The following is a 26,313-nucleotide window of genomic DNA, read 5'->3' as shown; positions in this document are numbered from 1 at the left end:
CCTGAAGCGTGTCGCGTGAATCCGCTCAGACGCGAAGCGCTTCAGGAGCTTGTCAGGCCGGCTCCGCACTGTCCAAAAACAAAAACCGCCGGCTCGAAGGCCGGCGGTTTTGAACGCGGTACGAAAGAACTCGATTACTTAAGCATCAGGTCATAGGCCGGCTTTATGGCCGAACTCTGGCAGTGTCCTACATCGCGCCGGCTTCGTCCTCAAAACCGTCGTCGCCGTTGCCCTCGGAGCCGCCATTCTCGAGGAATTTCTCGGCGATCAGCCCGGCATTCTGTCTCAGCGCCAGTTCGATCTCGCGCGCGGTATCGGGATTGTCGCGCAGGAACAGTTTTGCGTTTTCGCGGCCCTGGCCGAGACGCTGCGAATTGTAGGAGAACCAGGCGCCCGACTTCTCGACCACGCCGGCCTTGACGCCGAGATCGACCAGTTCGCCGGTCTTGGACACGCCCTCGCCATACATGATGTCAAATTCGACCACCTTGAAGGGCGGCGCCAGCTTGTTCTTGACGACCTTGACGCGGGTCTGGTTGCCGACGACCTCGTCGCGATCCTTGACCGAGCCGATGCGGCGGATGTCGAGGCGCACCGATGCATAGAATTTCAGCGCGTTGCCGCCGGTCGTGGTTTCGGGCGAACCGAACATGACGCCGATCTTCATGCGGATCTGGTTGATGAAGATGACCATGGTGTTGGAGCGCGAGATCGAGGCGGTCAGCTTGCGCAGCGCCTGGCTCATCAGGCGGGCCTGCAGGCCGGGCAGCGAATCGCCCATCTCGCCCTCGATTTCCGCGCGCGGCGTCAGCGCCGCGACCGAATCGACCACCAGCACATCGATGGCGCCGGAACGCACCAGCGTGTCGCAAATCTCCAGCGCCTGTTCGCCCGTGTCGGGCTGCGAGATCAGCAGGTTTTCAAGATCGACACCGAGCTTGCGGGCATAGACCGGATCGAGCGCATGCTCGGCATCGACGAAGGCGCAGATGCCGCCCTTCTTCTGGGCTTCGGCCACCGTATGCAGCGCCAGCGTCGTCTTGCCCGAGCTTTCCGGCCCGTAGATCTCGATAATGCGGCCGCGCGGCAGGCCACCAACCCCGAGGGCGATGTCGAGGCCGAGCGAACCGGTCGGCACCGTTTCGATCTCGACGACCTGCTCGTTGGCGCCGAGCCGCATGATCGAGCCCTTGCCGAAAGCCCGCTCGATTTGCGACAGCGCCGCATCCAGAGCCTTTGATTTGTCCACTGCCTTATCCTCTACAAGCCGCAAAGAATTCTGAGCCATGATACATCACCCCTTGGTCGTCAATGAAGGCCGGACAATCCGCAATCCCTGGCATTTTGTACCTTTTTTGTTCTCATTTGGCAAGAGGCAACAACCGTTTGAAAAATAAACGATATCCTGATTTGTTCTTTTTTCGTACCAGAAACGCGAGCAGCAACCCGCCTCCCATTGGGCCAGCCGGCGCCGTTGTCCCGGCCTGCCGAATCGCTGCCTTGCATGCGAAGCTCTGTCGCGCAGCCTAGCGCTTGTGCGGCTGCAACAACAAAGGTCATATCGCCGCCATGGTGAAATCCGCAAAGATACTGGCCGTGGGAGGGGCCCACATCGACCGGCGCGGCCAGGTGTCCGGCCTCTACGTGCCGGCCGCGTCCAACCCCGGCACGATGCGCGAGGATGTCGGCGGCGGCGTCTTCAACGCGCTGCGCAACACAGTGTTGCGCGGCGTCTCCGCTTCGCTGCTTTCGATGCGCGGCGGCGATGCGGCGGGCGACACCGTTTCACGCGCCATAGCGAAGGCAGGGATTGCAGATCTGTCAGCGGTGTTCCTTGACCGCACGACACCAAGCTATACCGCGTTGATCGATCGCGAAGGCGAGTTGATCGTCGGCTTTGCCGACATGGCGCTGTACGACCTGGCGTTTCCCAAGCAGATCCGCCGATCCAAGGTGCGGGAGGCGATCGCGGCCGCCGACGCCATCCTGTGTGACGCCAATCTGCCGTCGGCGGCACTGGAGCGACTGGTTTCGCTTGCCGCCGGCAAGCCCGTATTCGCCATTGCCATTTCGCCGGCCAAGATCGTGCGCCTGAAGCCGGTGCTCGGCAATCTGGCCGTCGTCTTCATGAACCAGCGCGAGGCCCTCGCGCTGGCAGGCCTGGACGGCGCGGCTTCCCAGCGCGGCATCGTTGACGGGTTGAAGCGCGCCGGCCTCGCCAGCGCGGTGGTAACGGCGGGCGGCGGCCCGGTGCTGGGTTTCGATCGCGACGGCATGTTTGCCATCATGCCGCCCGCCCCGAGGAAAGTTGTGGACGTCACCGGCGCGGGAGATGCGCTGGCGGGGGCAACGGTCGCCGCCTTGCTGCGCGGCATACCCTTGCGGGCGGCGTTGCGGGAAGGCGTCGCCGCGGCAACCCTGGCCATCGAGAGCGCCGACGCCGTTCCCGATTTCACCGCAGCCGCCTTCATGGAAGCGCTGGCCCTTGTGCCCGATGTGCAGGAAGTGGCATGAGACCGGCAAATTCATAGTACCGGAGTGCCGCCGCGCGTCTTGATGGATGCAACGCACACCGGTTGGAGATTAGAGATGACGCCAGAGACCGCACGCCCCTTCATCGATATCCACGCGCCGGTGGCGCAAGCCCTGGCCGCCGGACGCCCGGTGGTGGCGCTGGAAAGCACCATCATCACCCATGGCATGCCCTACCCCGACAATGGCGCCATGGCGGCGAACGTCGAGAAGATCATCAGCGACGGTGGTGCCGTGCCGGCGACGATCGCCGTGGTCGGCGGGCGCATCAAGATCGGCCTTTCCGACGGCGAACGCGAATCGCTCGCCATGACCGGCGACGCCATGAAGCTGTCGCGCGCCGACCTCGGCTTCGCCGTCGCGCAAGGACGTACCGGCGGCACCACGGTCGCCGCGACGATGATCGCCGCCCATATGGTCGGGATAAAAGTGTTCGCCACCGGCGGCATTGGCGGCGTGCACAAGGGGGCGGAAACGAGTTTCGATATTTCGGCCGATCTCGATGAGTTGGCGCGCACACCGGTCATCGTCGTCTCGGCCGGCGCCAAGGCCATTCTCGATATCGAAAAAACGCTGGAAGTGCTGGAGACGCGCGGCGTGCCTGTTGTCGGCCATGGCTGCGAGACCATGCCCGCCTTCTGGTCGCGGCAGTCGCCGTTCCGCGCGCCTCTCACCTTGTACAAGCCGGAAGACATCGCGCATTTCCACCAGACCCGGGCTGCGCTTGGGCTCGGCGGCGGCATGCTGATCGCCAACCCGGTGCCGCAGGACCACGAAATCCCGGCCGAAGAAATGGCGGGCTATATCGAAGCGGCGCAAAAGGCCGCCGAGGCTCTGCACGTGACCGGCAAGGCGGTGACGCCGTTCCTGCTGTCGAAGATACTCGAACTCACCGGCGGCCGCAGCCTGAAGACCAACGTCGCGCTGGTCGAAAACAATGCGAGGCTGGCGGCCGAGATAGCAAAGGCGCTGTAGGTTCGGCGGCTACTTGCCTGCGCGCCTTCCAGCCTCATGGGCGCGGCGTGCCCACACCGTCATCTCGTCCGGATCGTCAAAGGCACTGTCGGGAATGCTCCAATAGGGCATGGCGACCAGCTTGCCGTGGCGCGAGCCGGTATAGGTCCATTGCTTGCAGCCCTCGGCTTCGAAGTCGGGGACGCTTTGCTCGTCGGCCTTCATCAGCAATTCGCCGCGCAGCACGATGGCGACGATGACGCCGTCGAAATAGATGCCCTTGCCGCCGAACAGCCTGCGGATGCTGACCGGGCCAAGGCCGGCGAACAGTTCGGCGATGCGTTCATTGTCCATGCCGCGATCATGTCACCGGCATTTGACATTGTCACCGCGCAACCAAGATCATGCTGACAGGTTGAGATCATTCAGTCGGAGTTTTTGTCATGCCGCTTCTGCTCAAGGGATCCTGCCGCTGCAACGCCGTGCGTTTCGAGGTGGAGAGCCACACGCCCGTCCCGTTCATGCTGTGCTACTGTTCGATCTGCCGCAAGCAGCAGGGCGGCGGCGGTTTCGCCATCAATCTCGGTGCCGACTACGAAACGCTGAACATCAGGGGCAAGAGGAGCCTTGGCGTCTACCGTGCCGAGATCGAGGACGACGAGCGTCCGCATTGCGAGGTCTCGACCGGCGAACGCAATTTCTGCCGCAAATGCGGGGCGGCGCTCTGGCTCTACGATCCGACCTGGCCGGAACTGGTGCATCCCTTCGCCTCGGCGATCGACAGCGACCTGCCGAAACCGCCTGAAAAGGTGCATCTTATGCTGAAATACAAGGCAAACTGGGTCGAACCCGTGATCGGCAAGCGCGACAAGGTGTTCGATATCTACCCGGAAGAGTCGATCGCCGACTGGCACAAGCGGACGGGTATGTGGGTGGAGTAGTTTCCTTCGCCCCGCAAGCAGGGCGAAGGAAAGATCAGGCCGAGGCGCGTGCCTCTGCCAGCGCTTTGAGGTCAGCCGGCTTCAGTTCGACGGACTCGCCGCAGCCGCAGGCCGAACTCTGGTTCGGGTTGTGGAAGGTGAAGCCGGTGCGCAGCGTCGTCTGCTCGAAATCCATCTCGGTGCCGAACAGGAAGAGCGCCGCCTCCGGCGCGACATAGACATGGGCGCCGTCGCGCTCGATATGGTCGTCCTTGGTGTTGGGTTCAGTCACCAGGTCTACCGTGTATTCCATGCCGGCGCAGCCGCCCTTCTTGATGCCGAGGCGGATGCCATGCGCGTTGTCACGGGTAGCCACGATCTCGCGCACCCGGTCGGCGGCCTTTTCGGTCATCGTGATGACGGCAAAGCGTCCCATTCTCTTTCCTTCTCCATTCCATGCAGGTTCAAGGCCTGCCGAATGATTCCTCACCTAAAATGGTGAACTTTTACCACCGGCGCAAGTGTACCGGGCTCGACCTGCTAAAGCGTGACGCGCTTTAGGTTTTTGGTTTATGCATGTCGTTGTCCCAAAACCGAGGTCACTTTTGGGCGACATGCTTTAGTACCAGCCCACCGCCACCTGTGCCTCTTCCGACATGCGGTCGGGCGACCAGGGCGGGTCGAAGGTCATGTTGACCTCGACGCCGGACACGCCTTCGACGGCGCCGACGGCATTTTCCACCCAGCCCGGCATTTCGCCGGCCACCGGGCAGCCCGGCGCGGTCAGCGTCATGTCGATCTTGACCGAGCGGTCGTCCTCGATGTCGATCTTGTAGACGAGGCCAAGCTCGTAGATGTCGGCCGGGATTTCCGGGTCGTAGACCGTCTTCAGCGCCGAGACGATATCGTCTGTCAGCCGCGCAAGTTCGTCGGCGGGAATGGCGGAGGCCGATACGATGCCATCTGCAGCCGTTCCCGGCGCGGTCTCAGCGGTTGTGCTCACATCGTCCATGGTCGTCATCACCCAAAGAACTTTCGCGCTTTTTCGAGCGCCTCGGCCAAAGCGTCGACTTCGGCCCTGGTATTATACATGCCGAACGATGCCCTGCATGTGGAGGTTACGCCAAAGCGTTTCAACAGCGGCTGGGCACAATGGGTGCCCGCGCGCACGGCAACGCCCTGCCTGTCTATCACCATCGACACGTCATGGGCATGAATGCCTTGCAGTTCGAAGGAGATGATCGCGCCTTTACCCGGCGCGTCGCCGAAGATACGCAGCGAGTTGATGGCGCGCAGCCGCTCATGCGCATAGGTCTTGAGGTCTTCCTCATGCGCCGCGATGCGCTCGCGGCCGATCTTTTCCATGTAGTCAAGCGCGGCACCGAGCCCGATCGCCTGGACGATCGGCGGCGTGCCGGCCTCGAAGCGATGCGGCGGCTCGTTGTAGGTGACGATGTCTTCCGTCACCTCCTCGATCATCTCGCCGCCACCCATGAAGGGCCGCATACCCTGGAGAATGTCCTTCTTGCCGTAGAGCACGCCGATGCCCGAGGGGCCATAGACCTTGTGGCCGGTGAAGACGAAGAAGTCGCAGTCGAGATCCTGCACGTCGATCGGCATGTGCACGGCGCTCTGGCTGCCGTCGACGAGTACGGGAATGCCGCGCGCATGCGCGATGCGCACGATCTCCTTGATCGGCGTCACCGTGCCCAGCGCATTCGACATCTGGGTGATGGCGACAAGCTTGGTGCGGTCTGTCAGCCGCTTCTCGAATTCCTCGATATGGAAGACGCCGAGATCGTCGACCGGCACCCAAACCAGCTTGGCGCCCTGCCGCTCGCGGATGAAATGCCAGGGAACGATGTTGGAGTGGTGCTCCATGATCGACAGCACGATCTCGTCGCCCTCGCCGATATTGGGCATGCCATAGCCATAGGCGACCGTGTTGATCGCCGAGGTCGTGTTGGAGGTGAAAACGATGTTGTCGGTGCTCGGTGCGTTGAGGAAGCGGCGCACCGTCTCACGCGCTTTTTCATAAGCGTCGGTCGCGGCATTCGACAGGAAATGCAGGCCGCGATGGACGTTGGCGTATTCCTGGGAATAGGCGTGCTGGATCGTATCCAGCACCACCTGCGGCTTCTGCGCCGAGGCGCCATTGTCGAGATAGACCAGCTTCTTGCCGTACACCTCCCGCGACAGGATCGGAAAGTCGCGACGGATCGCCTCGACGTCGTAGAAATCTCCGATCTTGCCTGGAGCGTTCATTATTTCACCCGTGTGTCAAAAACCAGTCGTCCAGCCGTGCTTCCAGCGCCTCGACGATCGACTCGTCATCCAGTTCCTCGATCACCTCGGCGACGAACGCCTTGACCAGCAGGCCACGGGCCGACTTCTCGTCGACGCCGCGCGCCATCAGGTAGAACAGATGGTCGTGGTCGATTTCGGTGACGGTCGCGCCATGGCCGCAGACGACGTCGTCGGCGAAGATTTCCAGCTCCGGCTTGGTCGAGAACTCGCCGTCGTCCGACAGGAGCAATGTGTTGCAGGCCATCTTGGCGTTGGTCTTCTGCGCGTATTGGTGGACGTTGATGCGGCCCTGGAAAACGCCGCGCGCCTTGCCGGTCACCACATTGCGGATGATCTCGGTGGAGGTCGTGTGCGGCACCGCGTGGTCGAGCACCATCGTCACGTCGCTATGGGTGTCGCCAGCGAGCAGGTTGATGCCGCGCAGCTTGAAGTCGGCGCCTTCGCCCGTCGTCCTGACCATGACCTCCTGGCGCACAAGCTTGCCGCCGGCGTTCATCACGAACAGGGTCAGTTTCGCATTCTTGCCGATATGGGCCTTGAACTGCGCCAGATGGGTCGCCGTCTCCGGCTGTTCCTGGACGATCAGCCACGTCACCTCGGCACCCTCACCCAGCACAAGCTGGCTGACCGAACTGACCAGGGCAGCCCCGTCACCCGCCTGACGCTCGACGATGACCGCCTTGGCCCCAGCGCCGACGCGCACCGGCAGACGCACATGGGTCTGGCCGCCGGCCTGTATATTCTGCAATTCGATCGGCTTCTCGAGTTCCGTACCATCGGCGATGTCGACAAAGTAGCCATCGGCGACGAAGGCGGTGTTCAGCGCGCCGATCGCATCATCGGCGCCGTAGCGATCGAGCCCGGGCGCGATGCTGCCGTCGATCAGCTTGTCCGACAGGCGTTGGATGGTGACACCCTCGATATCAGGCACCTTCGCGTCGGACTTGCCGTTCAGGACCGGCAGAACGGCGGAGCCTTCGACGATCGGGGCGACGGCCTTGGCCATGGCGGCCGGATCGAAGTCCGGCACCGCATTCAACAGCCGGCGCAGGTCGGTGTAGTGCCAGGATTCGACGCGCCGCGTCGGCAGGCCGTGCTTGATCGCCTCGATCGCGTCGTCGCGCTTCAGCATTACCGCGCCGTCGCCCGGCAGCAGCGACAGCCGGTCGCCGAACGCGTCGATCAACGCCGTCTCGGCCGGTGTCCGCTGCGGCTGTGTGTGCATGTTCATCAGTTTGACCTTGCCTTCTGGCATCTCACGCGGCTTCGCCGATCACGCCCGCATAGCCATTGGCCTCGAGGTCGAGCGCCAGCGACTTGTCACCGGACTTGATGACTTGGCCCTTGTAGAGCACGTGCACGCTGTCGGGCACGATGTGTTCGAGCAGGCGCTGATAATGGGTGATGACCAGGAAAGCCCGGTCCGGCGCGCGCAGCGCGTTGACGCCGTCGGAAACGATCTTCAGAGCATCGATGTCGAGGCCGGAATCGGTCTCGTCGAGCACGCACAGCTTCGGCTCCAAAAGCTTCATCTGCAGGATCTCGGCGCGCTTCTTCTCGCCGCCGGAGAAGCCGACATTGAGCGGCCGCTTCAGCATGGCCATGTCCATGCTGAGCGAGGCGGCGGCTTCCTTCACGCGCTTGAGGAATTCCGGGATCTTCAGCGGCTCCTCGCCGCGCGCCTTGCGCTGCTCGTTCATCGCCACTTTCAGGAATTCCATGGTCGCCACGCCCGGTATCTCCATCGGATACTGGAAAGCGAGGAAGATGCCCGAAGTCGCGCGTTCGGCCGGATCCATTTCGAGGATCGACTGGCCATTGTACAGGATGTCGCCTTCGGTCACCTCATAGTCCTCGCGGCCGGCGAGGATATAGGACAGTGTCGATTTGCCCGAGCCGTTCGGCCCCATGATCGCGGCGACCTCGCCGGCTTTCACCGTCAGGTTCAGGCCGCGGATGATTTCGGTGCCGTCATCGACGATGCGGGCGTGCAGGTTTCTGATTTCAAGCATTCTTTTGTTTCCTGAATATCTGTCCGGTCAGCCGACCGAGCCCTCGAGCGAGATGCCAATCAGCTTCTGCGCCTCGACGGCGAACTCCATCGGCAGTTGCTGGATGACGTCCTTGACGAAGCCGTTGACGATGAGCGCGATGGCTTCCTCTTCGGGAATGCCGCGCTGCATGACGTAGAACTTCTGGTCCTCGGAAATCTTGGACGTCGTCGCTTCGTGCTCGAACTGCGCCGTCGAGTTCTTGGCTTCCATGTACGGCACGGTGTGCGCGCCGCACTGGTCGCCGATCAGCAGGCTGTCACAATTGGTGAAGTTGCGGGCGTTGGTCGCCTTGCGGTGCGCGGAAACCTGGCCGCGATAGGTGTTCTGCGAGAAGCCGGCGGCAATGCCCTTGGAGATGATGCGGCTCGACGTGTTCTTGCCGAGATGGATCATCTTGGTGCCGCTGTCGACTTGCTGATAGCCGTTCGAGACGGCGATCGAATAGAACTCGCCGGAGGAATCGTCGCCGCGCAGAATGCAGCTCGGGTATTTCCAGGTGATCGCCGAACCGGTCTCGACCTGCGTCCACGAGATCTTCGAACGGTCGCCACGGCAATCGCCGCGCTTGGTGACGAAATTGTAGATGCCGCCCTTGCCCTCGGCGTCGCCGGGGTACCAGTTCTGCACCGTCGAATATTTGATCTCGGCATCGTCGAGCGCCACCAGTTCGACCACCGCGGCATGCAGCTGGTTCTCGTCGCGCTGCGGCGCCGTGCAGCCCTCGAGATAGGAGACGTAAGCCCCCTCCTCGGCGATGATCAGCGTGCGCTCGAACTGACCGGTGTTCTTCTCGTTCATGCGGAAATAGGTCGACAGCTCCATCGGGCAGCGCACGCCCTTGGGTACGAAGACGAACGAGCCGTCGGTGAAGACAGCTGAATTCAGCGTGGCGTAGAAATTATCCGATGTCGGCACGACCGAGCCGAGATATTTCTGGACCAGTTCCGGATGCTCGCGAATGGCTTCCGAGATCGAGCAGAAGATCACGCCGGCCTGCGCCAGCTCCTTCTTGAAGGTGGTGACGACGGAGACGGAATCGAACACCGCGTCGACGGCGACACGGCCCGACTTGTAGACATTGTCGCTGGGCTCCTCGAGATCGGAGGCATCGGTCTTCTGCACGCCGGCGAGGATTTCCTGTTCCCGTAGCGGAATGCCGAGCTTCTCGTAGACCTTCAGGAGCTCTGGATCGACATCGTTGAGCGACGACGGGCCGGGCGTGCTCTTGGGCGCAGCGTAATAATAGATGTCCTGGAAATCGATCTTCGGATAGTGGACGCGCGCCCAGGTCGGCTCTTCCAGCGTCAGCCAGCGCCGATAGGCTTCCAGGCGCCATTCCAGCATCCAGGACGGCTCGTCCTTCTTGGCCGAAATGAAACGGATGATGTCTTCGCTCAGGCCCTTGGGGGCCTTGTCGACAGCGATCTCGGTCTGGAATCCGTATTTGTATTGGTCGACGTCGATCTTTCGGACCCGATCGATCGTGTCCTGCACAGCAGGCATATGCGTTCTCCATCCACGCCGGGGTCAAGGCCCGACAGTTTTCAAACTATGGCACCGCCGAAATGAACGCCCAAGAAGCGCTCGCGGCAGCGTAAGTTCCATATAGTGCGCCTCGACCGGAAATTCACCCGGCCAGCATGAAACGCACGGCTCTACCAGGCCGAAAGGCCCAAAATCGTCCAACCGCTCAAGCGGCCTTTTCCTTATCCGCCCTACGAGCGGCGATACCCGCCAGCGCACTGCGGAACAGTTCGACGTCCTCGGCACCCGTCGCCGGGCCAATAGACACACGCAGGGCGCCGAGACTATCGCCGTAGCCCATGGCCTTCAGCACATGGCTCGGTCCGACCTTGCCCGACGAACAGGCTGAGCCGGCCGACAGCGCCACGCCGGCGAGATCAAAGGCGATCTGCGCGGTTTCGGCCTTGACGCCCGCAATAGCGAAGAATGTCGTGTTGGCAAGCCTTGGCGCGCCGGTTCCAAAGATTTCCGCGTCCGGGACCAGCATTTTGACGATTGCCTCGATCTCGTCACGACGCTCGCGCACCACATCGATCGCCGGCAGTCCGGCCACGGCCTCGCGTGCGGCGGCGCCAAAGCCTGATATGGCGGCGAGGTTTTCCGTGCCCCCGCGATGGCCCTTTTCCTGGCCACCGCCATTGATCAGGGGCTTCGGCATCATCAGATCGGCGGCAGCAACAATGGCGCCGACGCCCTTGGGGCCGCCAATCTTGTGCGAAGACAGAATCAGATAATCGGCGTAACCCGCTGACATATCGATGGAAACGCGGCCGGTGGCCTGAACCGCGTCGACAACCAGAATGCCGCCTGCGGCTTTGACAATCGCCGCGATCCGATCGATCGGCTGGATGACGCCGGTCTCGTTGTTGGCGGCATGGATCGCCACCAGCGGCAGGCCATCGGCCTTGTCATGACCGGAAAGCGCCGTCGCCAAGGCCGCAAGATCGGCAATGCCATCGGCGTCGACGCCGATGCGCGTCATTTGCGCCGCCGGAAAGCGCCCGCCATTCAACAGACAGGGATGATCGGCCTCGCAGACGTAAAGCCGGCTCATGCGCACGCTGCCGCGCCCCATCCGCCAATCGGGGGAGAGCAGCGTCGAGGCCGCCTCCGTCGCGCCGGAGGTGAACACGACATGTTCGGGCCTGGCATTCACCAATGCCGCGACCTCGCGCCTTGCCGTCTCGATCAAGCGCCGCGCGGCCCGGCCCTCGGCGTGAACAGACGAAGGGTTGGCCGCCACATCAAGTGCCGCGACCATGGCCTCGCGCGCCGCTGCAAGCAGCGGCGCACTGGCATTGTAGTCGAGATAGGCACGTTTTGCGGCCATTTTCGTCCAGTTGATCCCGTCAGAAGCCATTCGGTCGTCGTATGGCGTTATTTCCTTGAAATTCCAAGGCGAGCCGTCCTATTTACGCGGCTTGCGGCGCGGGTTGCCGGGCTCGACGTCTGGCCACTCAGTTTTGAATAGTTCTAAACTAGCTTCTAAGAAGACGCTCGCCCTGCGTCAAGGCCAGAGGAAGACACGTTCCCGGGCGCCGCGCATTCGTATTACCTAAGTGGAGTATTTCATGCCTGAGGTCATTTTCACCGGTCCGGCCGGTCGCCTGGAGGGACGCTACCAGCCCTCCAAGGAAAAGAGCGCGCCGATCGCCATCGTTCTGCATCCGCACCCGCAATTCGGCGGCACGATGAACAACAAGATCGTCTACGACCTCTTCTACATGTTCCAGAAGCGTGATTTCACCACGCTGCGCTTCAATTTCCGCGGCATCGGCCGCAGCCAGGGCGAGTTCGACCACGGCACCGGCGAATTGTCGGATGCGGCGGCCGCACTCGACTGGGTCCAGTCGCTGCACCCGGATTCCAAGAGCTGCTGGGTCGCCGGCTACTCCTTCGGCTCGTGGATCGGCATGCAGCTTTTGATGCGCCGTCCGGAGATCGAAGGCTTCATCTCGATCGCGCCGCAGCCCAACACCTATGACTTCTCGTTCCTGGCGCCCTGCCCGTCATCGGGCCTCATCATCCATGGCGATGCCGACAAGGTGGCGCCGCCGAAGGATGTGCAAGGCCTGGTCGACAAGTTGCACACGCAGAAGGGCATCACCATCACGCAAAAGACGCTGCCCGGTGCGAACCACTTTTTCGCCAACGACGCCGACCTGCTGATCGAGGAATGCGCCGACTATCTCGATCGCCGGCTGGCGGGCGAATTGTCCGATCCGCGGCCGAAGCGGCTGAGATAAACCGGGAAGGCGCCAGCGCCGATGTACGAGCCTCCTCATTTCCAGGAAACCCGACCCGATGTCCTGCACGGACTGATCCGGTCGCATCCGCTCGGCATGCTGATCTCGAACGGCCCTGACGGTCCGGTCGCCGACGCCATTCCGTTCCTGCTCGACGCCGGGGCGTCGCCGAACGGCAGGCTGCGCGCCCACTTGGCCAAGGCCAACCCGCACTGGAAACTTATTGCGGAAGACCCGTCATCACCCGTGCTGATCGTCTTCCAGGGCACCGACGCCTATGTGACGCCCTCCTGGTACGAGACCAAGCGTGAGACCGGCAAGGTGGTGCCGACCTGGAACTATGCCATTGTCCAGGTACGCGGCACGGCAAAAGTGATCGACGACCAGGACTGGCTGGCACAGCAGATCGCCGACCTGACCTTATCGCAGGAAGGCCCCCGCGAAGCCCCTTGGGCGGTGACCGATGCGCCGCCGCCCTTCATCCAGTCGCAGATCAAGGGGATCATCGGACTGGAGATCGCGATCAGCGAGATCCACGGCAAGTGGAAGGTCAGCCAGAACCGTCCCGTCGCCGATCGCGCGGGCGTCGCGCAAGGGCTCGAAAGCGAAACGGCTAATTCGTCCGACATGGCTCGCCTGGTGAGATCCTACGGCGGACTGGACACCAATTAGACCCATCCGCCCTGCGAACTATCTGTCGGGGGCAATCAGCCGGAACGATGCTTTGCGGACCGGCAATCCCGACTGCATCGGCCGGAAGATGAAGCCGAGACGGGCAAAGACCACCCCGCAGGCGAGCGCGAAGGCGCAGCCGAGGCCGAAGCCGGCGACCGTGTCGCTGGGGTAGTGGGCACCAACGAAGACCCGGGTCGAGGCGATGCAGGCCGTCACCGCCAGCGCAATATACCAGCGTCGCGGAAACAAGAGCAGAAGAACGCCGAACACCGCGCCCATCGTCGTTGCATGGCCGGATGGAAAGCCTGCGAAGCGTGCATCGAAAGCAAAAGGATGCAGGGCCAGCACACCAAAATCCTGGAAGTAGAGCGGGCGAGCCCGGCCGATGGCGTATTTCAGGACATTGACCGTCAGGCCGGACAGGCCGACGGCGCTCAGCACCAGGAAAGCCAGGCAGGTCCAGTTGTAGGCCAGCATCAATGATCGCCTCGAGAGACTTCGCCAATCGATCAGATTGGCCGCGACAAGCAAAAGCGCGGGCGGAATGAGATACCAGCCGCCGAGGCCGAACTGCGTGAAAAAGTCGGCCAGACGGACGAATCCCGGCGACCATTGATCACGGAGCATCCCCGCCGGGGTGTCGAGACGGACAAACGCGGCCGCCGTCAGCAGAACCCAGCCCAGGCCCCAGACCGACCATACTATGTTCGGGTATCTGGCGGGGCGGGCAGCAAAGCGCCCTCTCACGATCCGCATCGTGTCGAGAAAATTGTCGACCGACCGGCGCCCTGTCCCCAGGAGCCTGCCAGAAACGGGTGGGCGCGATTTCACGAGCATTGGGAAGTCGACCTCATCGCCGAAGTCATTGCGCGATACGATAAAGGCCGAGCGACAATTTGTCTCCCGACGAATAGTTGAGGCCGTCGACTTCCGCGACGCGGTTCACCGATTTGCCTCGCACCGACAGCATGCCATTCAGCTTCTGCTCATCCTCGATCGGCGCCAGCCCCAACGCGCAGCCCGGATCGGCAAGCAGATGTTCCGCCACCCCGCCAATATCGGTCAGCACCGTCTTGGTGCCGACCAGGAAGACCAGGCTCGGTTCCTGATAGCGCGCCGAGGCCAGCACCGTCGTGTCGCAAGCCTTGTTGGCAAGCACCGCCTGCCTGATCGCCGGGCTCAGCCATATCGGCTTCAGGGATGGAGCGATGACGCCGAACAGCAAGGCATAGGTGATGCCGGCACAGGCGGCGGTGGCTCCGATGCGAGGCAGCGGCACCTGCAACTGTCGCGAAAAACCCAGGTAGCCAGTGCCGAGCGCGGCAGCGGCGGCCGGAATGCTCCACCAGGAAAATGTGTGGGTGAGATAGATCGGCGCTCCGATACAGACCGCCGCCAGACCAAGGCTGACCACGGCCAGACCGAATGCGGTCGACCACCACAGCCATTGCTGCCAGCGCCTGAGCGGTGCATTGGCATCCTGCGGCTGCAGCGTCAGCAGCCAGCCGATCAGCAGCGCCATGCCGGGATATGCCGGCAGGACATAGTGCGGCAGCTTCGTCGGAATGAGCTCGAATACGAGCCAGAAAGGGATGTACCAGGCGAGGCAGAAGCGCAGCCTGGGATCGTCGCGCAGACGGTTGAGGGCCTGGAGGCCGGCGCTGACCGCGATCAAGCCGAAGGGCCACATGAACAGCGAATAGGTCAGCATGTAAAAGCCCGGCGGCAGGCCGTGCGATTCCTCGCCCGACGCGACCTTGCCAAGCATGTCCTTGCCGACAGCCTGCTGCAGGAAAGCACCATGGCTTTTCCAGGTGATCGCGGCGAGCCAGGGCAGCGCAATCACCACGACCAGCAACAGGCCGCGTCCAATCCTGAGTTTCGACAGCCAGCGCCCATCGCGCTCGAAGGCGAACAGCACCGCGATGGTCAGCGCCGACAGCAACGGCGCAATCGGCCCCTTGATGAGGATCGCCGCCCCTTGCGCGATCCAGAATATCCACCAGAGGTGCCCGGCGACCGGTTCGTTGCGGCGCGCTGACAGGTAGATCTGCGCCAGCGCGCCTTGCGCCGCCACACAGCAGGCAAGCAGCATCGCATCGGTCTTGGCATCGCGGCCCTCGAAGGCCGTGGCGAAGATCGCCGCCATCACCAGGCCGGCGGCGAGGCCGGCATTGGCGCCGAAAAGATTGGTCCCTGTCCAGGCGATCGCCAGCACCGCAATGGCAATGCCGAGCGCCGAGACCGTGCGGTAGACCCAGATCGGCGCTTCGGCCCCCTTGCCGCTCAAGGTCACGGCGGCAGATTGCAGCCAATAAATACCGATCGGCTTCTGGTAGCGCGAGGCTTCCTGGAAGCGGATGTCGACATAGTCGCCGCTCTCCGCCATCTGCTTGGTGGCCTGGACGAAGCGCGACTCGTCCCGGTCGATCGGCGGCAGGGACGCCAGCCCCGAAACCGTCATCACCAGGCTGAACAGGAAGAGAAAAATGTAGTTCCTGTTCAACGCCATGCTCGAGCCTCTCTGGTCATTTCTTGATGGGACAGGCCGCTCAATCGACCTTGGTCATCGCCGCCTTGCGCTCATTGGCGATCAGCCAGAGATTCCTGATGTAGATGAACATGCCCATGGCCTGGCCGGCGATGAACACCGGATCCTGGCGCTGGATGGCATAGATCAGAAGCAGGCCGCCGCCGAACAGGGAGAAGAACCAGAAGGCCACCGGCACCACGCTGCGCTTGGCCTTTTCCGAGGCGAGCCACTGCACGACGAAGCGCATGGTGAAGAAGAACTGGGCAATGAAGCCGAGCAGGACCCACGCATCGAATTGCTTGATGAAAACCTGGTGAAGCCACGTCGCCAGTTCCTGAAGCACGTTAAACACGCTTGATTTCCTCTACTTTTGGCATTCTGCGGCGCCTGCGGCGCAGCCACCAGACACCGCCGAGATCGAGCGCGCCCTGCAGGCCACGGTCGAAAATGCCGTAGTTCGACTTGCCGTGCCGCCGCGAGCGGTCGACGACGTCGCAATGCACGACGCGATAGCCCTCCTGGATGACCAGGGCCGGAACGAAGCGGTGCGTGCCGTCGAAAAACGGCAGCTTGCGCAGGATATCGGTGTGTACAGCCTTCAGGCCGCAGCCGGTATCGCGCGTCTCATCATGCAATATGGCGTTTCTCAGCCAGTTGGCGAAGCGCGACGCCAGCTGCTTGACCTTGCTGTCGCGGCGCTTGAGGCGCTGCCCCTGGGCGGCGCCGAAATCGGGGCCGGCCCGCCGCAAGGCGTCCACCAGCACGGGGATGTATTGCGGATCGTTCTGGCCGTCACCGTCGATCGTGGCAACGATGCCGCCGCGCGCCGCCCAGGCGCCCGAACGCACGGAGAGGCTCTGGCCGGCGGATTTCTGGTGCCGCAATTCCCGTACCGGAAAGGAGCGAAGGGCCGCCTGCTCGGTCAGCACGGCAGCCGTCTCGTCGGTCGAGCCGTCGTTGACGATGATCAGTTCGAAGTCGCGCCCGGCCATCGCCGTCTCGATCTCGTCGATCAGCAGCGGCAGGTTTGCCGCCTCGTTCCTGCAAGGAATGACGATGGATATCAATGCGTCCGGCATGTCGCGTCGGGGCTCTGTCGTCGGATATGGCATTCCTGGATGCCGTGCGGTGCCGCTCGAGGTCGTGGGCTGCAAGAACCTTTGGCGCGGCGCCTCATTACGCCAGCCGAAACGATGAAGCAAGCATTGGTGCCGGACGGCGCGACGCGCCGTTTCAACAACCGGTGATCATCAGGACATCTTGTGGTCCTTCGGGCGCAGGCGAGCGGATGCAAAACCGGATTCCACTTTTGCTGATCGCGAACTCCTGGTTGCCGCGCGATCGAACGCAAAACCGGATTCCACTTTTGCTGATCGCGCTTGGATGCTAAACGCGCCCGTTCACATACGCCCGCGCCGGACCGGGCGGACGCTTTCGGGAAAGAAACCATGCCTGCCTTCAAATCCGATTTCCTGCGCACGATGAGCGAGCGCGGCTTCATCCACCAGATTTCGGATGAGACCGGCCTCGACCAACTTTTCGCCAAGGAAACGGTCACCGCCTATGTCGGCTACGACGCCACCGCCACCAGCCTGCATATCGGCAATTTGATCTCCGCGACCATGCTCTACTGGCTGCAGGAGACGGGGCACCGGCCGATCGCTCTGATGGGCGGCGGCACGTCGATGATCGGCGACCCGTCCTTCCGTGACGACCAGCGCAGCCTTTTGACACCTGAGGCGATCGCCACCAACATCGAGGGCATCAAGCGCATCTTCGGCCGCATCCTGCGTTTCGGCGACGGCCCGAACGACGCCATAATGGTCAACAATGCGGACTGGCTGATGAAACTCAACTATGTCGAGTTCCTGCGCGACGTCGGCCGGCATTTTTCCGTCAACCGCATGCTGACCTTCGACAGCGTCAAGCTTCGGCTCGACCGCGAGCAGTCGCTGTCGTTCCTCGAATTCAACTACATGATCCTGCAGGGCTATGATTTCGTCGAACTCGCCCGGCGCCAGAACTGCCGCCTGCAGATGGGCGGTTCAGACCAGTGGGGCAACATCATCAACGGCGTCGATCTCGGCCATCGCATGGGCACGCCGCAGCTTTACGCTTTGACCACGCCGCTGCTTACGACATCGTCGGGCGCCAAGATGGGTAAATCGGCGAAGGGAGCGGTCTGGCTCAATGGCGACCTCTTCTCGCCATATGATTTCTGGCAGTACTGGCGCAACACCGAGGACGCCGACGTCGAGCGCTTCCTGAAGATATTCACCCGCCTGCCCCTCGATGAGATCGCGCGCCTGGCGGCGCTCGGCGGCTCCGAGATCAACGAGGCCAAGAAGGTGCTGGCCACGGAGACGACGGCGATCGTCCATGGCCGCGAAGCGTCGCAGCTGGCCGAGGAAACCGCGCGAAAAACCTTCGAAGAAGGGGCGCTTGCCGACACATTGCCGACCGTCAAGGCCGACAAGGCAGCGCTGGAGGCAGGCGTCGGCATCCTGTCGCTGCTGGTCACGGCCGGGCTGGCATCGTCCAATGGCGAAGCGCGCAGGCACATCCAGGGCGGTGCGGTTCGCATCAACGACCAAACGGTCAGCGATGATCGCCGCATGGTCACGCTTCAGGATCTGAGTCCGGAAAACGTCGTAAAGCTTTCACTCGGCAAGAAAAAACACGTTCTGGTGCGGCCAGGCTGAGGCCGCCTGCAGCCGTTCACCATTTCACGGAATCCCAGGGGAAAGCGCCAAGCGCTTTTCCCGGAAAAAATCCGTTTCACACTTTTCCTGGAATTGTTCTAGCGATACTCGAAGATCGACCGGAAGATGCCCGGCGCGATCACCGACAGCGGGTTGACGTCGAGCACCGGCTTGTTGGCATTGCCCCTGAGCCGGTAGGTGACGCCGATCAGGCCGCGATCGCGGCCGTTGCCGAGAAGCGCGCCGACGATGGGCAGTTCGCCGAAGATGCGGTTGAGGCCATAGACCGGCATGAAGGTGCCGGTCATGTCCATATTGTTGTTCTGGTCGTAGAGGATGCCCTGGAACGTCGTGCCGATGCGGGGGCCGCGCAGCACGCCATTGGCCAGCTTCAGATAACCGCTGCCTTTCTCGATCTCGGCATAGCCGCGCTCGAACTTCACCCGCGACGTATCGAGATTGCCCTTGACCGCCTGGTTGAGGCTGCGGTTGTCCCCGGCCGGCGTGGTCGAGACGATAGAGGCCAGTTTCGGTTCATTGACGATGAAGAAGTTGCTGGTGTCGACCTTGCCCCTCATCGGTCCGTCGCCCGCTCCCGCCAGCGCCAGGGTGATCGACCCGCCTTCCATATGTTCGTAGATGTTGAGAAATCTCAGGATAGCGCCGGCATCCGCCGACTGCACGTTGAGCGAGCGCCGACCGTCGCCGGCAGTGTTGCTGACTGCTATGGCCGCGCCAGAACTGGCCGTGGCGCTGACCTTCAGGCCGTTCACCCTTGAACCGGCCGCGCTGTAGTCCAGCTTCAGGTTGGACAGTTGTTCGTCGTGGAAACCGGTAAGCTGCCCGACGTCGGCGCTGACGGAAATGTTGTCTGTCCCCGTGGTCTTGGTTGCGGTGTCCACATCCGACATGAACTGCTTGATGAGCGATCGGGCGTCGAGCGCATTGCCATTGATGTCGACCGCGTAGCCCTTGCCCGACCGCTTCACCGAAATCGCGACATCGTCACCCCTGTTCAAGGTGACCTTGCTGAATTTTGCCGACGACAGGGCGCCGTTGATCAGCACGATGCCGCCGTCGATGGAGAATGTTTTGCCATCGAGGTTGAAATCGGACAGTGTCGTGGTGTCACCGGACTTGGTCATGACGAAGGTGACACTGGCCGGGACCCCTGCCCCCTTGCTCCAGCCGGCCCAGGGAATGTCCAGCCTGGCATTGGTCAGGTCGGCCGACACATTCTGATTGCCGCTGCCGCTCTTGTCGATCGCGACTTTCACCGTTCCGCCCAGCATCGGCGTCAGGCCGGGCATGGCGGCGGCGCGGATCTTGTCGTCAAGCACCAGGGCCACCTTGCGGCTGCGCGGCGGCCCGTCATCCGCCAACGGTTCGACGAGGTCGAGTTCGGCAGGAATGTTGTTCAGCGACGCCTTGGCGGAAATCACCGCCTTTACAGGGTCGACCGTGATCGAGCCGTCGGCATCGGTGACGGTCTGTCCCTCGAACGGCTTGGCCAGCGACAGGCCGGTGTAGTCGAGGGACACCAGCCAGTCGAGCTTCGAGGTGTCGACGCCGGACTGCAACGGAATGTCGGCCCTGACATGGCCGGTAACGCTGCCGGACAGGTCCTCCGGCAGGAAGCCGACATGGCGCATGGCGTTGATCGGTTCGTATGAGGCGAGTTCCGCGACAGCCGACGCCTCTCCCTCCACGTCAATGTCGAGTGCGCCGATGACCGGCGGGTGGTTCGCCGCCTTGACCGACAGTGTGCCGTTGCTGGCCGCCACGGTGCGGCCGCTGGGCATGAAGACGGTGCCCGATGAGAGCGAAATGTCGACGTCGTTGCCGTGGAAGGCGACGACGCCGACCGCGTCGCGTATCGGCGGAATGCGGCCTGCCGTGTCGAAGCGAGCCCCCTCGATCTGGAAGCGGCCGAACACTTCGTCGGCCGAAAGCGGAACGCCGTTGCCGAGGCGATCCGGCACGACCTGGAACTGAAGATTGGCATCGACGACGCGGCCGCCGAATAGATTGTCCAGCACCCAGAGCCGCGCGTTGCGCGCCGAGAACCACGGCCACAACTGCTTGACGTGCGAGACCAGCATGTCATGGACGTTGAGCGCAAGATTGACACCGGGAGCCTTGCCGTCAACGAATTCAACGGCCGCGGTGCCAAGCACCTCGCCGGAAGCGTCGGATCGAACCGCGATCTGCTCGGCCACCAGCTTATGGCTCTTGGTCTGATAGACGCCGGCAATGCGGGCGATGAATGGCAGCGCGGGCTCGGGCGATTCCGATGGCGCCAAGGTCGAACCGTCGCTGGTCAGGTCATAACGATAGGAGGGTTCCTCGCCCGCCTCCCCTGTCGCCGGCTTTGGCCCTATAGAGCCGCCGAAATTGAAAGAAGACCGGCCGGTTTTCAGAAGCAGCCTGTCGACCTGGATCTTGTTGCTGCCATGGACAAGCGTGGCATCGACATCGAAATCGGCCGGCAGCAGGCCGCGCGTGCCAAGATCAAGCACGGACCCGGCGGACGAGATGGCGGCTGTCAGCCGCGATGCATTCGCGCCGGATCCCTCAGAGCCGGTCAGCTTCAATGCGACCGCACCCAGCTTCCCGGCACCGGCCGCGGTGTTGTCGGCAGCCGCCAGGTCGATGTTCGCGGTCAGCGCCGTCACGCGGTGCGCCGCGATATCACGGGTGGCGGACGCGGCAAGGGTAACCTTTCTGCCGTCGACATTCGCCTCGGAGGAAAACTCCATACCGCCCGGGCCTGACTGCACGACGGTGGCGTCGGTGATCGTGACCAGCTTGATCGTCCCGGTTTCGGGCAACACGAATTCGACATTGCTGAGATCGATCCGACGCAGCGAATCTTCCCGCACGGCGTCGAGCGCCTGATGGATGTTGCCGAACACCGCGTCGGACAGTTTCTCGGGATCGACGAGGCCATCCTCATTGCGCAAGCCGGCTGTCCAGTCACCGCCCGACGGCATCGCGGCCGTGACGATGCGCGCGTCGGAGATCCTGGCGCTGGTCAGCCGCACCTCCCCCCACAGCAGTGGTATCAGGCGCATGCCGAAGCGAACACGGCCGGCATCCGCCATCGGCTTGCCATCCGATGTCTTCAGGCTGACGTCGCTGACCTGAAGCGCGACGAAGCTCGAACTGTCGAGCGTGATGCGCGCCGGCCCGACAGCGACATGGACATCGACGCCGGCAAGTCTCTCGATGGCGATCTCGGCTTCCGCCCGAAGCCGCTCGGAGCCGATGCCGGACGCCCCGACCAGATAGACGACGACCGCTGCCAGCAGCACGAGGCTGACAACGCCGGCGAACACGCGCGAAAGGATGCGGAAGCCGCGGCCGATCGACGCCTGACCGAGCGGCGGCACGCGGCACGCGGACGGCAAAGCCCCCAGGTCGGTGATTTCATCCCGCCTGAACCTGATCTTCTCGTGCTGCGGTTGCTCCTGATCCACGCCATCTTCCGTTGTACAAATTCGCTCGTGGACGAATCCCCGCTCGACACTATATCGGTGTGGCTTCGCGCGTAACCTCAAACAAGGGCATCGATATGGCTGACCTCGACGTGGGCGATCTTGCGCCGCAATTCGACCTGCCGCGAGATGGCGGCGGTTCGCTCAGCCTGGCCGCATCGACCGGCAAACCCGTGGTGCTCTACTTCTATCCGCAGGACGACACCACAAGCTGCACGCAGGAGGCGATCAGCTTTTCACAGCTGAAGCCGGACTTCGAGAAGGCCGGTGCCGTCGTGATCGGCCTGTCGCCCGATCCCGTCAAGAAGCATGACAAGTTCAAGTCGAAATACAATCTCACCATCGATCTCGCCGCCGACGAGGAACGCAAGGTGATCGAAGCCTACCATCTCTGGGTCGAGAAATCGATGTATGGCCGCAAATACATGGGCGTCGAGCGCGCGACGTTCCTCATCGGCCGCGACGGGCGGATCGCCAGGATCTGGCGCAAGGTCCGGGTCAAGGGCCATGCCGAGGAAGTGCTGGAAGCCGTTCGCGCGCTTTGAACGCGCGATGGCAGGTTCACACGAGCCGACCTTACTCGTCTGACGTCTCCGCCTTCGGCTGCCGCCGCGCCCGCCAGGATTTCGCAACATGGTTCGCATGATCGGCCAGCGCGGCGAGATGGCCGCGCAGACCACGCGCGCCCATCATCGACCACAGCGTGACTGATTCAGTGGCGAAGCGGCGCTTGAAATCCTCGCCGCCGCAGAGAAAATCAACCTTGGCCAAGCCACGGTCGAGCGACCACTGGATGTAGTCCATCATCAGTACCATGCCCGGTGAGGCGCGCTCGTATTCGGGATCGTAGGTGGTGACGAAAGCCATCATCGTGCCATGCTGCTCGAAATTGATGGAGACGGCGATGATCGTGCCGTCAAGCTCCAGCACGAAGATGCGCAACAGCCCGAGTTTGGCCAGCACGGAAACAAGCGCGGCAAGAACGGGCGAGCCCTCGTCGAACAGGTCCGAGACGCGGCCATGCCGGGCAAGCCAGAGGCGCTTGAGCGCAGCAACCCGCGCGAGCACGGGCTCGCGCGGCTCGTCCGCATCCAGCAGGCGGAAACGCAATTCGCCGCCTTCCTCCATGAACTTGCGGCCACGGCGGTAGTTCTGCCGGGCCTTCTTGGACAGTGTCTCGAACCATTTCGCCCCACCCTGCCAGGGACCGGCGACGCGATAGCTGATTTCACTGCGGTGGTTGGGCCGTAGTGCCTTGCCATGGCGCGAGGCCGGGTCCAGCAGAGCACCAACACCGGCATCCGGCAGCAGACGGTTGAGATAGACCAGGTCGAAGCCACCCTGATCAAGGACGTACTGCCAGAGCCGGGAGAGCGCCTGCGGATCACAGTCCGGGGCCAGCAGTGCGTCGCCATAGTCACTGTGATCCTTCGCCGCCCATTCGAGCATGCGGATCCCGGAGCGCTTGAAAGTGGCGAGCGCAATCACGCCATCGAGCCGGTCGCCGTTCCAGGCCAGCCCGATCCTGAGCGTGCGCAGTTCCTGCTGCGGGGTCGTGCGCCACCAGGCCGCGATCCATTCCGGGTGCTGGAAGACCAGCCCGTCGACGCGCCGCCAAAGTGCGCTCCAGGCCGGCGTGATCTCGGCCAGCCGCTCCGCCGATGTCACGACTTCGAAGGTGCGTGTCCGCGGGATGGCGAGCACGAAAGGAGCGTTCATGGCCGTGTTCCCTCAGATGACCGTGAGGTCCTTGGTTTTCCAGGCCGCATGCGCCTGGCGATATGCCTCCACATCCGCTTCAGCGGCATGAGATAGAGGCCGGCGAGTGACTGATAATCGCGCACATCGCGGTCGATCAGTCCGAACTTGAAGTCCTCGTCGGGCTTCGGCACGCACAATGTTCCGAACAGCCGGTCCCAGAACGAGAACAGCAGGCCGAAATTCTTGTCGTAATGGCGTGGATCGGTGCTGTGATGCAACTGGTGCCAATGAGGACACAGGATCACATTGTTGAGCGGGCCGAACGAGATCTTGAAATGCGTGTGCCTGACGAAATCCATCATCAGGATGTTGCGCATGACATAGACGTTAACGCCAAAGACGGTCAGTTCGACAAGGTTAAGCGAAATCAACGACCAGATGCCGAAGCAGACGCCGACGATGAGGCCGTCCCAGGCCCGATTCATCAGCTCGTCGAGCGGATGGACCCGATCCTTGGTGATCCCGACCATCACCTCGGCCGAGTGATGCACCTTGTGCAACTCCCAAAGCAGCGGATAGCGATGCTGGGCAACGTGATAGAGATAGTAGGAAATATCGTAGGCGAGCAGCATGGTGATGGTGAAGACCAGCACCGTCATCGGCCCCGCCTGCCCCTCGATCAGGGGCGGCTGGAACTGGAAGAGTGTCGAAAACAGCCAGTTGGTCGCGTAGCCAACCGCGGTGACGAAGACAATGCCGGCAGGCAGCATCAGGAAGGGCATCAGGGCCTTCTTCGTTACCCAGAACAGCAGATCGGCCTTCGCCGAGGGATGGGTGATGACCTCGTGCGGGATGGCGAACTCGAAAAACTCCTTCCAGCTCTTAGTCTCGACCGTGCGCCAATAGGCCACGAGCGCGCTGACAAAGGCAGTCAGCAGCAAAAGCCCCGTCGCCAGCAGACCAGTGCCCGAAATCTTGTCGAGGATCTTGCCAACCAGATCGCTCAGCATTCCCATAACCATAATGAATCCCAAACCCCGGCACGCTTTTACTCGAAAACCGTCAACTAAAAGCAATCGAAGACAGTTAAGAAACTAACCTCTAACGCGCGAGCGTCAGTCGCTTCTCCTGCCAGCAAGTTGATGCCGATTGCCAGGGATTTCGCGACACCGGGCCTCAACTTGGCGGTTTTCATGCAACTTCCCGCCCGCTCCGCGTGCATTCGCCTCCGCGCATTCAATCCCGCAAAGCTTTGTTAACCTTAATAATGTGTAGTCCGACCGTCGTGATGTCGTAAACGAAAGCTTGGTCCCGTGAACGCAACCGGTCAGTCCGCAGTCTTCGGCAGGCGCAAGGAACCTCACACCGTCATCATCGCGCGCGGCAACGAGATCAGGCATTTCACGATCCGGCCCTGGCTCGCGGCATTCATCGGTTCGGCACTCGCCGCCATTGCCATCGGCTACCTGCTGGCCACGTCCTATCTCGTGCTGCGCGACGACCTGATCGGCGCCACCACCGCGCGCCAGGCGCGCATGCAGCAGGCTTATGAAGACCGCATCTCGGCACTTCGCGCCCAGGTCGACCGCATCACCAGCCGCCAGCTGCTCGACCAGCAGCTGATGGAAACCAAGGTCAGCGAACTGCTCGAACGCCAGACACAGCTCAGCCAGCGGCACGGCCGCCTCGGCCCGCTGCTCGAACGCGCCGAGAATGAGGTTGGAACGGAACCCGTGGAGGATCCCGCAACGGCTGCCAAGCCCGACAAGCACGCCGACGTGACCGGCAGCATCAGCCAGCCGGCGCCGAACTACGCGGTCGCCAGCCTGGGCGTCGACCTGGGCGCCGCCGACACCAGGCCGTTCTCCTTGTGGTCGACCCGTACCGATCCACTGCCCAGCGATTCCGCAGCGGATCGCGCGGACAAGCTGTTCGTTTCGATCAACCAGTCGCTGAAATCCATCGAGAACGAACAACTCACCCGCATCAGCACGCTCGCCGACAATGCCTACAAGAGCGCGGATGCCATCCAGCAGGCGCTGGCGGCGGCCGGACTGCCGGTCGACAGCGATTTCGGCAAGAACGAGAGCGATGTCGGCGGCCCGCTGATCCCGCTCGACAGTTCGATGATCTTCGACAGCAAGGTCAAGGAACTGGACGAAGCCCTGGATACGCTTGACCAATTAAAGAAGGAAGCGCGCCGGCTGCCGCTTGCCAACCCCGCCCCTGGCCACTCCGTCACCAGTCCGTTCGGCGTGCGCACCGATCCTATCCTCGGCACCGCCGCGCTGCACTCGGGAATGGACTTCAGGGCTCCCATCGGCATGGCGGCCAAGGTCACGGCGCCCGGCATTGTCACAAAGGCGGGCTGGAACGGGGGCTATGGCCGCATGGTGGAGGTCGACCACGGCAATGGTTTTGCGACCCGCTATGGACATCTGAGCGAAATCGACGTGACCGTGGGCGAGAAGCTGGACGCCGGCTCCATCGTCGGCAAGACCGGCAGCAGCGGCCGTTCCACCGGCCCACATCTGCACTACGAAGTGCGCCACAACGGCGAAGCGATCGATCCCCTCCGCTTCCTCACCGTCGGCAAGAAAGTTGCCCAGTATCTCTGAGGCGCGCAAGCCCGGGTTGGATCAGCAATATTGAACATGCATCTCAAGGG

The 26,313-nt window shown here is 62.7% G+C and carries 24 protein-coding genes; 8 read left to right on the top strand and 16 right to left on the bottom strand.

Annotation, left to right across the window (positions count from 1 at the left end):
- Positions 1 to 187: 187 nt before the first annotated feature.
- Positions 188 to 1,288, bottom strand: coding sequence for a recombinase RecA (gene recA / locus AC07SZ_RS04315; RefSeq protein WP_013895892.1), 1,101 nt, complete (start codon positions 1,286 to 1,288; stop codon positions 188 to 190).
- Positions 1,289 to 1,569: 281 nt separating this feature from the next.
- Here recA and AC07SZ_RS04310 point away from each other — a divergent pair, with 281 nt between their 5' ends.
- Together AC07SZ_RS04310 and AC07SZ_RS04305 are read left to right on the top strand one after the other, a co-directional pair.
- Entirely contained in the window at positions 1,570 to 2,514 is a 945-nt protein-coding gene (locus AC07SZ_RS04310; protein WP_172373979.1) for a carbohydrate kinase family protein, read from the top strand.
- Between the two features lie 75 nt (positions 2,515 to 2,589).
- On the top strand, positions 2,590 to 3,507 hold the full coding sequence (locus AC07SZ_RS04305) for a pseudouridine-5'-phosphate glycosidase (protein ID WP_494913394.1): 918 nt from the start codon (positions 2,590 to 2,592) through the stop codon (positions 3,505 to 3,507).
- A 9-nt stretch (positions 3,508 to 3,516) separates the two neighbouring features.
- Here the strand turns inward: AC07SZ_RS04305 and AC07SZ_RS04300 are convergent, their stop codons facing one another.
- Positions 3,517 to 3,840, bottom strand: coding sequence for a TfoX/Sxy family protein (locus AC07SZ_RS04300; protein WP_056562267.1), 324 nt, complete (start codon positions 3,838 to 3,840; stop codon positions 3,517 to 3,519).
- A gap of 89 nt (positions 3,841 to 3,929) precedes the next feature.
- Between AC07SZ_RS04300 and AC07SZ_RS04295 the strand changes: the two genes are divergently transcribed.
- The gene (locus AC07SZ_RS04295) at positions 3,930 to 4,427 is read left to right on the top strand and encodes a GFA family protein (RefSeq protein ID WP_056562270.1); all 498 of its coding nucleotides are present in this window, start codon (positions 3,930 to 3,932) and stop codon (positions 4,425 to 4,427) included.
- Between the two features lie 34 nt (positions 4,428 to 4,461).
- Here AC07SZ_RS04295 and sufA read toward each other — a convergent pair whose 3' ends face one another.
- The 7 genes from sufA to AC07SZ_RS04260 form a co-directional block, all read right to left on the bottom strand.
- On the bottom strand, positions 4,462 to 4,842 hold the full coding sequence (gene sufA, locus AC07SZ_RS04290) for a Fe-S cluster assembly scaffold SufA (protein WP_013532156.1): 381 nt from the start codon (positions 4,840 to 4,842) through the stop codon (positions 4,462 to 4,464).
- A 183-nt stretch (positions 4,843 to 5,025) separates the two neighbouring features.
- On the bottom strand, positions 5,026 to 5,418 hold the full coding sequence (locus AC07SZ_RS04285) for an SUF system Fe-S cluster assembly protein (protein WP_081294794.1): 393 nt from the start codon (positions 5,416 to 5,418) through the stop codon (positions 5,026 to 5,028).
- An 8-nt stretch (positions 5,419 to 5,426) separates the two neighbouring features.
- The gene (locus AC07SZ_RS04280; RefSeq protein ID WP_056562276.1) at positions 5,427 to 6,671 is read right to left on the bottom strand and encodes a cysteine desulfurase; all 1,245 of its coding nucleotides are present in this window, start codon (positions 6,669 to 6,671) and stop codon (positions 5,427 to 5,429) included.
- 4 nt (positions 6,672 to 6,675) lie between these two features.
- Positions 6,676 to 7,944 carry a Fe-S cluster assembly protein SufD gene (gene sufD / locus AC07SZ_RS04275; RefSeq protein ID WP_494913392.1) on the bottom strand — a complete coding sequence of 423 codons (1,269 nt, stop codon included), beginning with the start codon at positions 7,942 to 7,944 and terminating at the stop codon, positions 6,676 to 6,678.
- Positions 7,945 to 7,969: 25 nt separating this feature from the next.
- A complete protein-coding gene (gene sufC, locus AC07SZ_RS04270; protein WP_056562278.1) occupies positions 7,970 to 8,725 on the bottom strand; it encodes a Fe-S cluster assembly ATPase SufC in 756 nt (251 codons plus the stop codon).
- A 27-nt stretch (positions 8,726 to 8,752) separates the two neighbouring features.
- The gene (gene sufB / locus AC07SZ_RS04265) at positions 8,753 to 10,270 is read right to left on the bottom strand and encodes a Fe-S cluster assembly protein SufB (protein WP_494913390.1); all 1,518 of its coding nucleotides are present in this window, start codon (positions 10,268 to 10,270) and stop codon (positions 8,753 to 8,755) included.
- Positions 10,271 to 10,457: 187 nt separating this feature from the next.
- The gene (locus tag AC07SZ_RS04260; protein WP_494913389.1) at positions 10,458 to 11,621 is read right to left on the bottom strand and encodes a cysteine desulfurase family protein; all 1,164 of its coding nucleotides are present in this window, start codon (positions 11,619 to 11,621) and stop codon (positions 10,458 to 10,460) included.
- Between the two features lie 241 nt (positions 11,622 to 11,862).
- Here AC07SZ_RS04260 and AC07SZ_RS04255 point away from each other — a divergent pair, with 241 nt between their 5' ends.
- Both AC07SZ_RS04255 and AC07SZ_RS04250 read left to right on the top strand, forming a co-directional pair.
- Positions 11,863 to 12,537: an alpha/beta hydrolase gene (locus tag AC07SZ_RS04255; RefSeq protein WP_027042409.1), complete on the top strand. Its 675-nt coding sequence runs from the start codon at positions 11,863 to 11,865 to the stop codon at positions 12,535 to 12,537.
- Positions 12,538 to 12,558: 21 nt separating this feature from the next.
- Positions 12,559 to 13,209 carry an FMN-binding negative transcriptional regulator gene (locus AC07SZ_RS04250; RefSeq protein ID WP_494913388.1) on the top strand — a complete coding sequence of 217 codons (651 nt, stop codon included), beginning with the start codon at positions 12,559 to 12,561 and terminating at the stop codon, positions 13,207 to 13,209.
- An 18-nt stretch (positions 13,210 to 13,227) separates the two neighbouring features.
- On the opposite strand, the gene AC07SZ_RS04245 is transcribed toward AC07SZ_RS04250, so the two are convergent.
- The 4 genes from AC07SZ_RS04245 to AC07SZ_RS04230 all read right to left on the bottom strand — a co-directional run bounded on the left by AC07SZ_RS04245 (position 13,228) and on the right by AC07SZ_RS04230 (position 16,824).
- Entirely contained in the window at positions 13,228 to 13,968 is a 741-nt protein-coding gene (locus tag AC07SZ_RS04245) for a phosphatase PAP2 family protein (RefSeq protein ID WP_494913636.1), read from the bottom strand.
- A gap of 106 nt (positions 13,969 to 14,074) precedes the next feature.
- The gene (locus AC07SZ_RS04240) at positions 14,075 to 15,724 is read right to left on the bottom strand and encodes an ArnT family glycosyltransferase (RefSeq protein ID WP_494913386.1); all 1,650 of its coding nucleotides are present in this window, start codon (positions 15,722 to 15,724) and stop codon (positions 14,075 to 14,077) included.
- A gap of 40 nt (positions 15,725 to 15,764) precedes the next feature.
- A complete protein-coding gene (locus tag AC07SZ_RS04235) occupies positions 15,765 to 16,097 on the bottom strand; it encodes a lipid-A-disaccharide synthase N-terminal domain-containing protein (protein WP_056562293.1) in 333 nt (110 codons plus the stop codon).
- The gene (locus AC07SZ_RS04230) at positions 16,090 to 16,824 is read right to left on the bottom strand and encodes a glycosyltransferase family 2 protein (protein WP_056562295.1); all 735 of its coding nucleotides are present in this window, start codon (positions 16,822 to 16,824) and stop codon (positions 16,090 to 16,092) included. Before AC07SZ_RS04230 ends, AC07SZ_RS04235 begins: the two co-directional genes overlap by 8 nt.
- Positions 16,825 to 17,193: 369 nt before the next feature.
- Here AC07SZ_RS04230 and tyrS point away from each other — a divergent pair, with 369 nt between their 5' ends.
- Positions 17,194 to 18,447 carry a tyrosine--tRNA ligase gene (tyrS, locus tag AC07SZ_RS04225; protein ID WP_494913385.1) on the top strand — a complete coding sequence of 418 codons (1,254 nt, stop codon included), beginning with the start codon at positions 17,194 to 17,196 and terminating at the stop codon, positions 18,445 to 18,447.
- Positions 18,448 to 18,545: 98 nt separating this feature from the next.
- Here tyrS and AC07SZ_RS04220 read toward each other — a convergent pair whose 3' ends face one another.
- Positions 18,546 to 21,926 carry a hypothetical protein gene (locus AC07SZ_RS04220; RefSeq protein ID WP_494913383.1) on the bottom strand — a complete coding sequence of 1,127 codons (3,381 nt, stop codon included), beginning with the start codon at positions 21,924 to 21,926 and terminating at the stop codon, positions 18,546 to 18,548.
- A 95-nt stretch (positions 21,927 to 22,021) separates the two neighbouring features.
- On the opposite strand from AC07SZ_RS04220, the gene AC07SZ_RS04215 reads away from it, so the two are divergent.
- Complete coding sequence (locus AC07SZ_RS04215) at positions 22,022 to 22,489, top strand: peroxiredoxin (RefSeq protein ID WP_494913381.1); 468 nt, start codon at positions 22,022 to 22,024, stop codon at positions 22,487 to 22,489.
- A gap of 31 nt (positions 22,490 to 22,520) precedes the next feature.
- On the opposite strand, the gene AC07SZ_RS04210 is transcribed toward AC07SZ_RS04215, so the two are convergent.
- The gene (locus AC07SZ_RS04210; RefSeq protein WP_494913379.1) at positions 22,521 to 23,663 is read right to left on the bottom strand and encodes a GNAT family N-acetyltransferase; all 1,143 of its coding nucleotides are present in this window, start codon (positions 23,661 to 23,663) and stop codon (positions 22,521 to 22,523) included.
- On the bottom strand, positions 23,660 to 24,655 hold the full coding sequence (locus AC07SZ_RS04205) for a sterol desaturase family protein (protein ID WP_494913377.1): 996 nt from the start codon (positions 24,653 to 24,655) through the stop codon (positions 23,660 to 23,662). Before AC07SZ_RS04205 ends, AC07SZ_RS04210 begins: the two co-directional genes overlap by 4 nt.
- Positions 24,656 to 24,958: 303 nt before the next feature.
- On the opposite strand from AC07SZ_RS04205, the gene AC07SZ_RS04200 reads away from it, so the two are divergent.
- On the top strand, positions 24,959 to 26,263 hold the full coding sequence (locus AC07SZ_RS04200) for a M23 family metallopeptidase (protein WP_494913375.1): 1,305 nt from the start codon (positions 24,959 to 24,961) through the stop codon (positions 26,261 to 26,263).
- Positions 26,264 to 26,313: the final 50 nt, after the last annotated feature.

It is taken from the genome of Mesorhizobium sp. GW821-FHT07A06, from assembly GCF_059419085.1.
Note: the sequence above shows the minus strand (reverse complement) of the source record. Positions and strands in the feature narration are given on the sequence as shown.

Bases quoted from the DNA above. Each gene is read 5' to 3' on its own strand.
- AC07SZ_RS04300 (WP_056562267.1), bottom strand. From the start codon at position 3,840: ATGGACAATGAACGCATCGCCGAACTGTTCGCCGGCCTTGGCCCGGTC.
- AC07SZ_RS04255 (WP_027042409.1), top strand. From the start codon at position 11,863: ATGCCTGAGGTCATTTTCACCGGTCCGGCCGGTCGCCTGGAGGGACGC.
- AC07SZ_RS04285 (WP_081294794.1), bottom strand. From the start codon at position 5,418: ATGGACGATGTGAGCACAACCGCTGAGACCGCGCCGGGAACGGCTGCA.
- AC07SZ_RS04210 (WP_494913379.1), bottom strand. From the start codon at position 23,663: ATGAACGCTCCTTTCGTGCTCGCCATCCCGCGGACACGCACCTTCGAA.
- AC07SZ_RS04260 (WP_494913389.1), bottom strand. From the start codon at position 11,621: ATGGCCGCAAAACGTGCCTATCTCGACTACAATGCCAGTGCGCCGCTG.
- AC07SZ_RS04295 (WP_056562270.1), top strand. From the start codon at position 3,930: ATGCCGCTTCTGCTCAAGGGATCCTGCCGCTGCAACGCCGTGCGTTTC.
- tyrS (WP_494913385.1), top strand. From the start codon at position 17,194: ATGCCTGCCTTCAAATCCGATTTCCTGCGCACGATGAGCGAGCGCGGC.
- sufB (WP_494913390.1), bottom strand. From the start codon at position 10,270: ATGCCTGCTGTGCAGGACACGATCGATCGGGTCCGAAAGATCGACGTC.
- recA (WP_013895892.1), bottom strand. From the start codon at position 1,288: ATGGCTCAGAATTCTTTGCGGCTTGTAGAGGATAAGGCAGTGGACAAA.
- AC07SZ_RS04310 (WP_172373979.1), top strand. From the start codon at position 1,570: ATGGTGAAATCCGCAAAGATACTGGCCGTGGGAGGGGCCCACATCGAC.
- AC07SZ_RS04245 (WP_494913636.1), bottom strand. From the start codon at position 13,968: ATGCGGATCGTGAGAGGGCGCTTTGCTGCCCGCCCCGCCAGATACCCG.
- AC07SZ_RS04215 (WP_494913381.1), top strand. From the start codon at position 22,022: ATGGCTGACCTCGACGTGGGCGATCTTGCGCCGCAATTCGACCTGCCG.
- AC07SZ_RS04230 (WP_056562295.1), bottom strand. From the start codon at position 16,824: ATGCCGGACGCATTGATATCCATCGTCATTCCTTGCAGGAACGAGGCG.
- AC07SZ_RS04280 (WP_056562276.1), bottom strand. From the start codon at position 6,671: ATGAACGCTCCAGGCAAGATCGGAGATTTCTACGACGTCGAGGCGATC.
- AC07SZ_RS04240 (WP_494913386.1), bottom strand. From the start codon at position 15,724: ATGGCGTTGAACAGGAACTACATTTTTCTCTTCCTGTTCAGCCTGGTG.
- AC07SZ_RS04250 (WP_494913388.1), top strand. From the start codon at position 12,559: ATGTACGAGCCTCCTCATTTCCAGGAAACCCGACCCGATGTCCTGCAC.
- sufA (WP_013532156.1), bottom strand. From the start codon at position 4,842: ATGGGACGCTTTGCCGTCATCACGATGACCGAAAAGGCCGCCGACCGG.
- sufD (WP_494913392.1), bottom strand. From the start codon at position 7,944: ATGAACATGCACACACAGCCGCAGCGGACACCGGCCGAGACGGCGTTG.
- AC07SZ_RS04205 (WP_494913377.1), bottom strand. From the start codon at position 24,655: ATGCTGAGCGATCTGGTTGGCAAGATCCTCGACAAGATTTCGGGCACT.
- sufC (WP_056562278.1), bottom strand. From the start codon at position 8,725: ATGCTTGAAATCAGAAACCTGCACGCCCGCATCGTCGATGACGGCACC.
- AC07SZ_RS04305 (WP_494913394.1), top strand. From the start codon at position 2,590: ATGACGCCAGAGACCGCACGCCCCTTCATCGATATCCACGCGCCGGTG.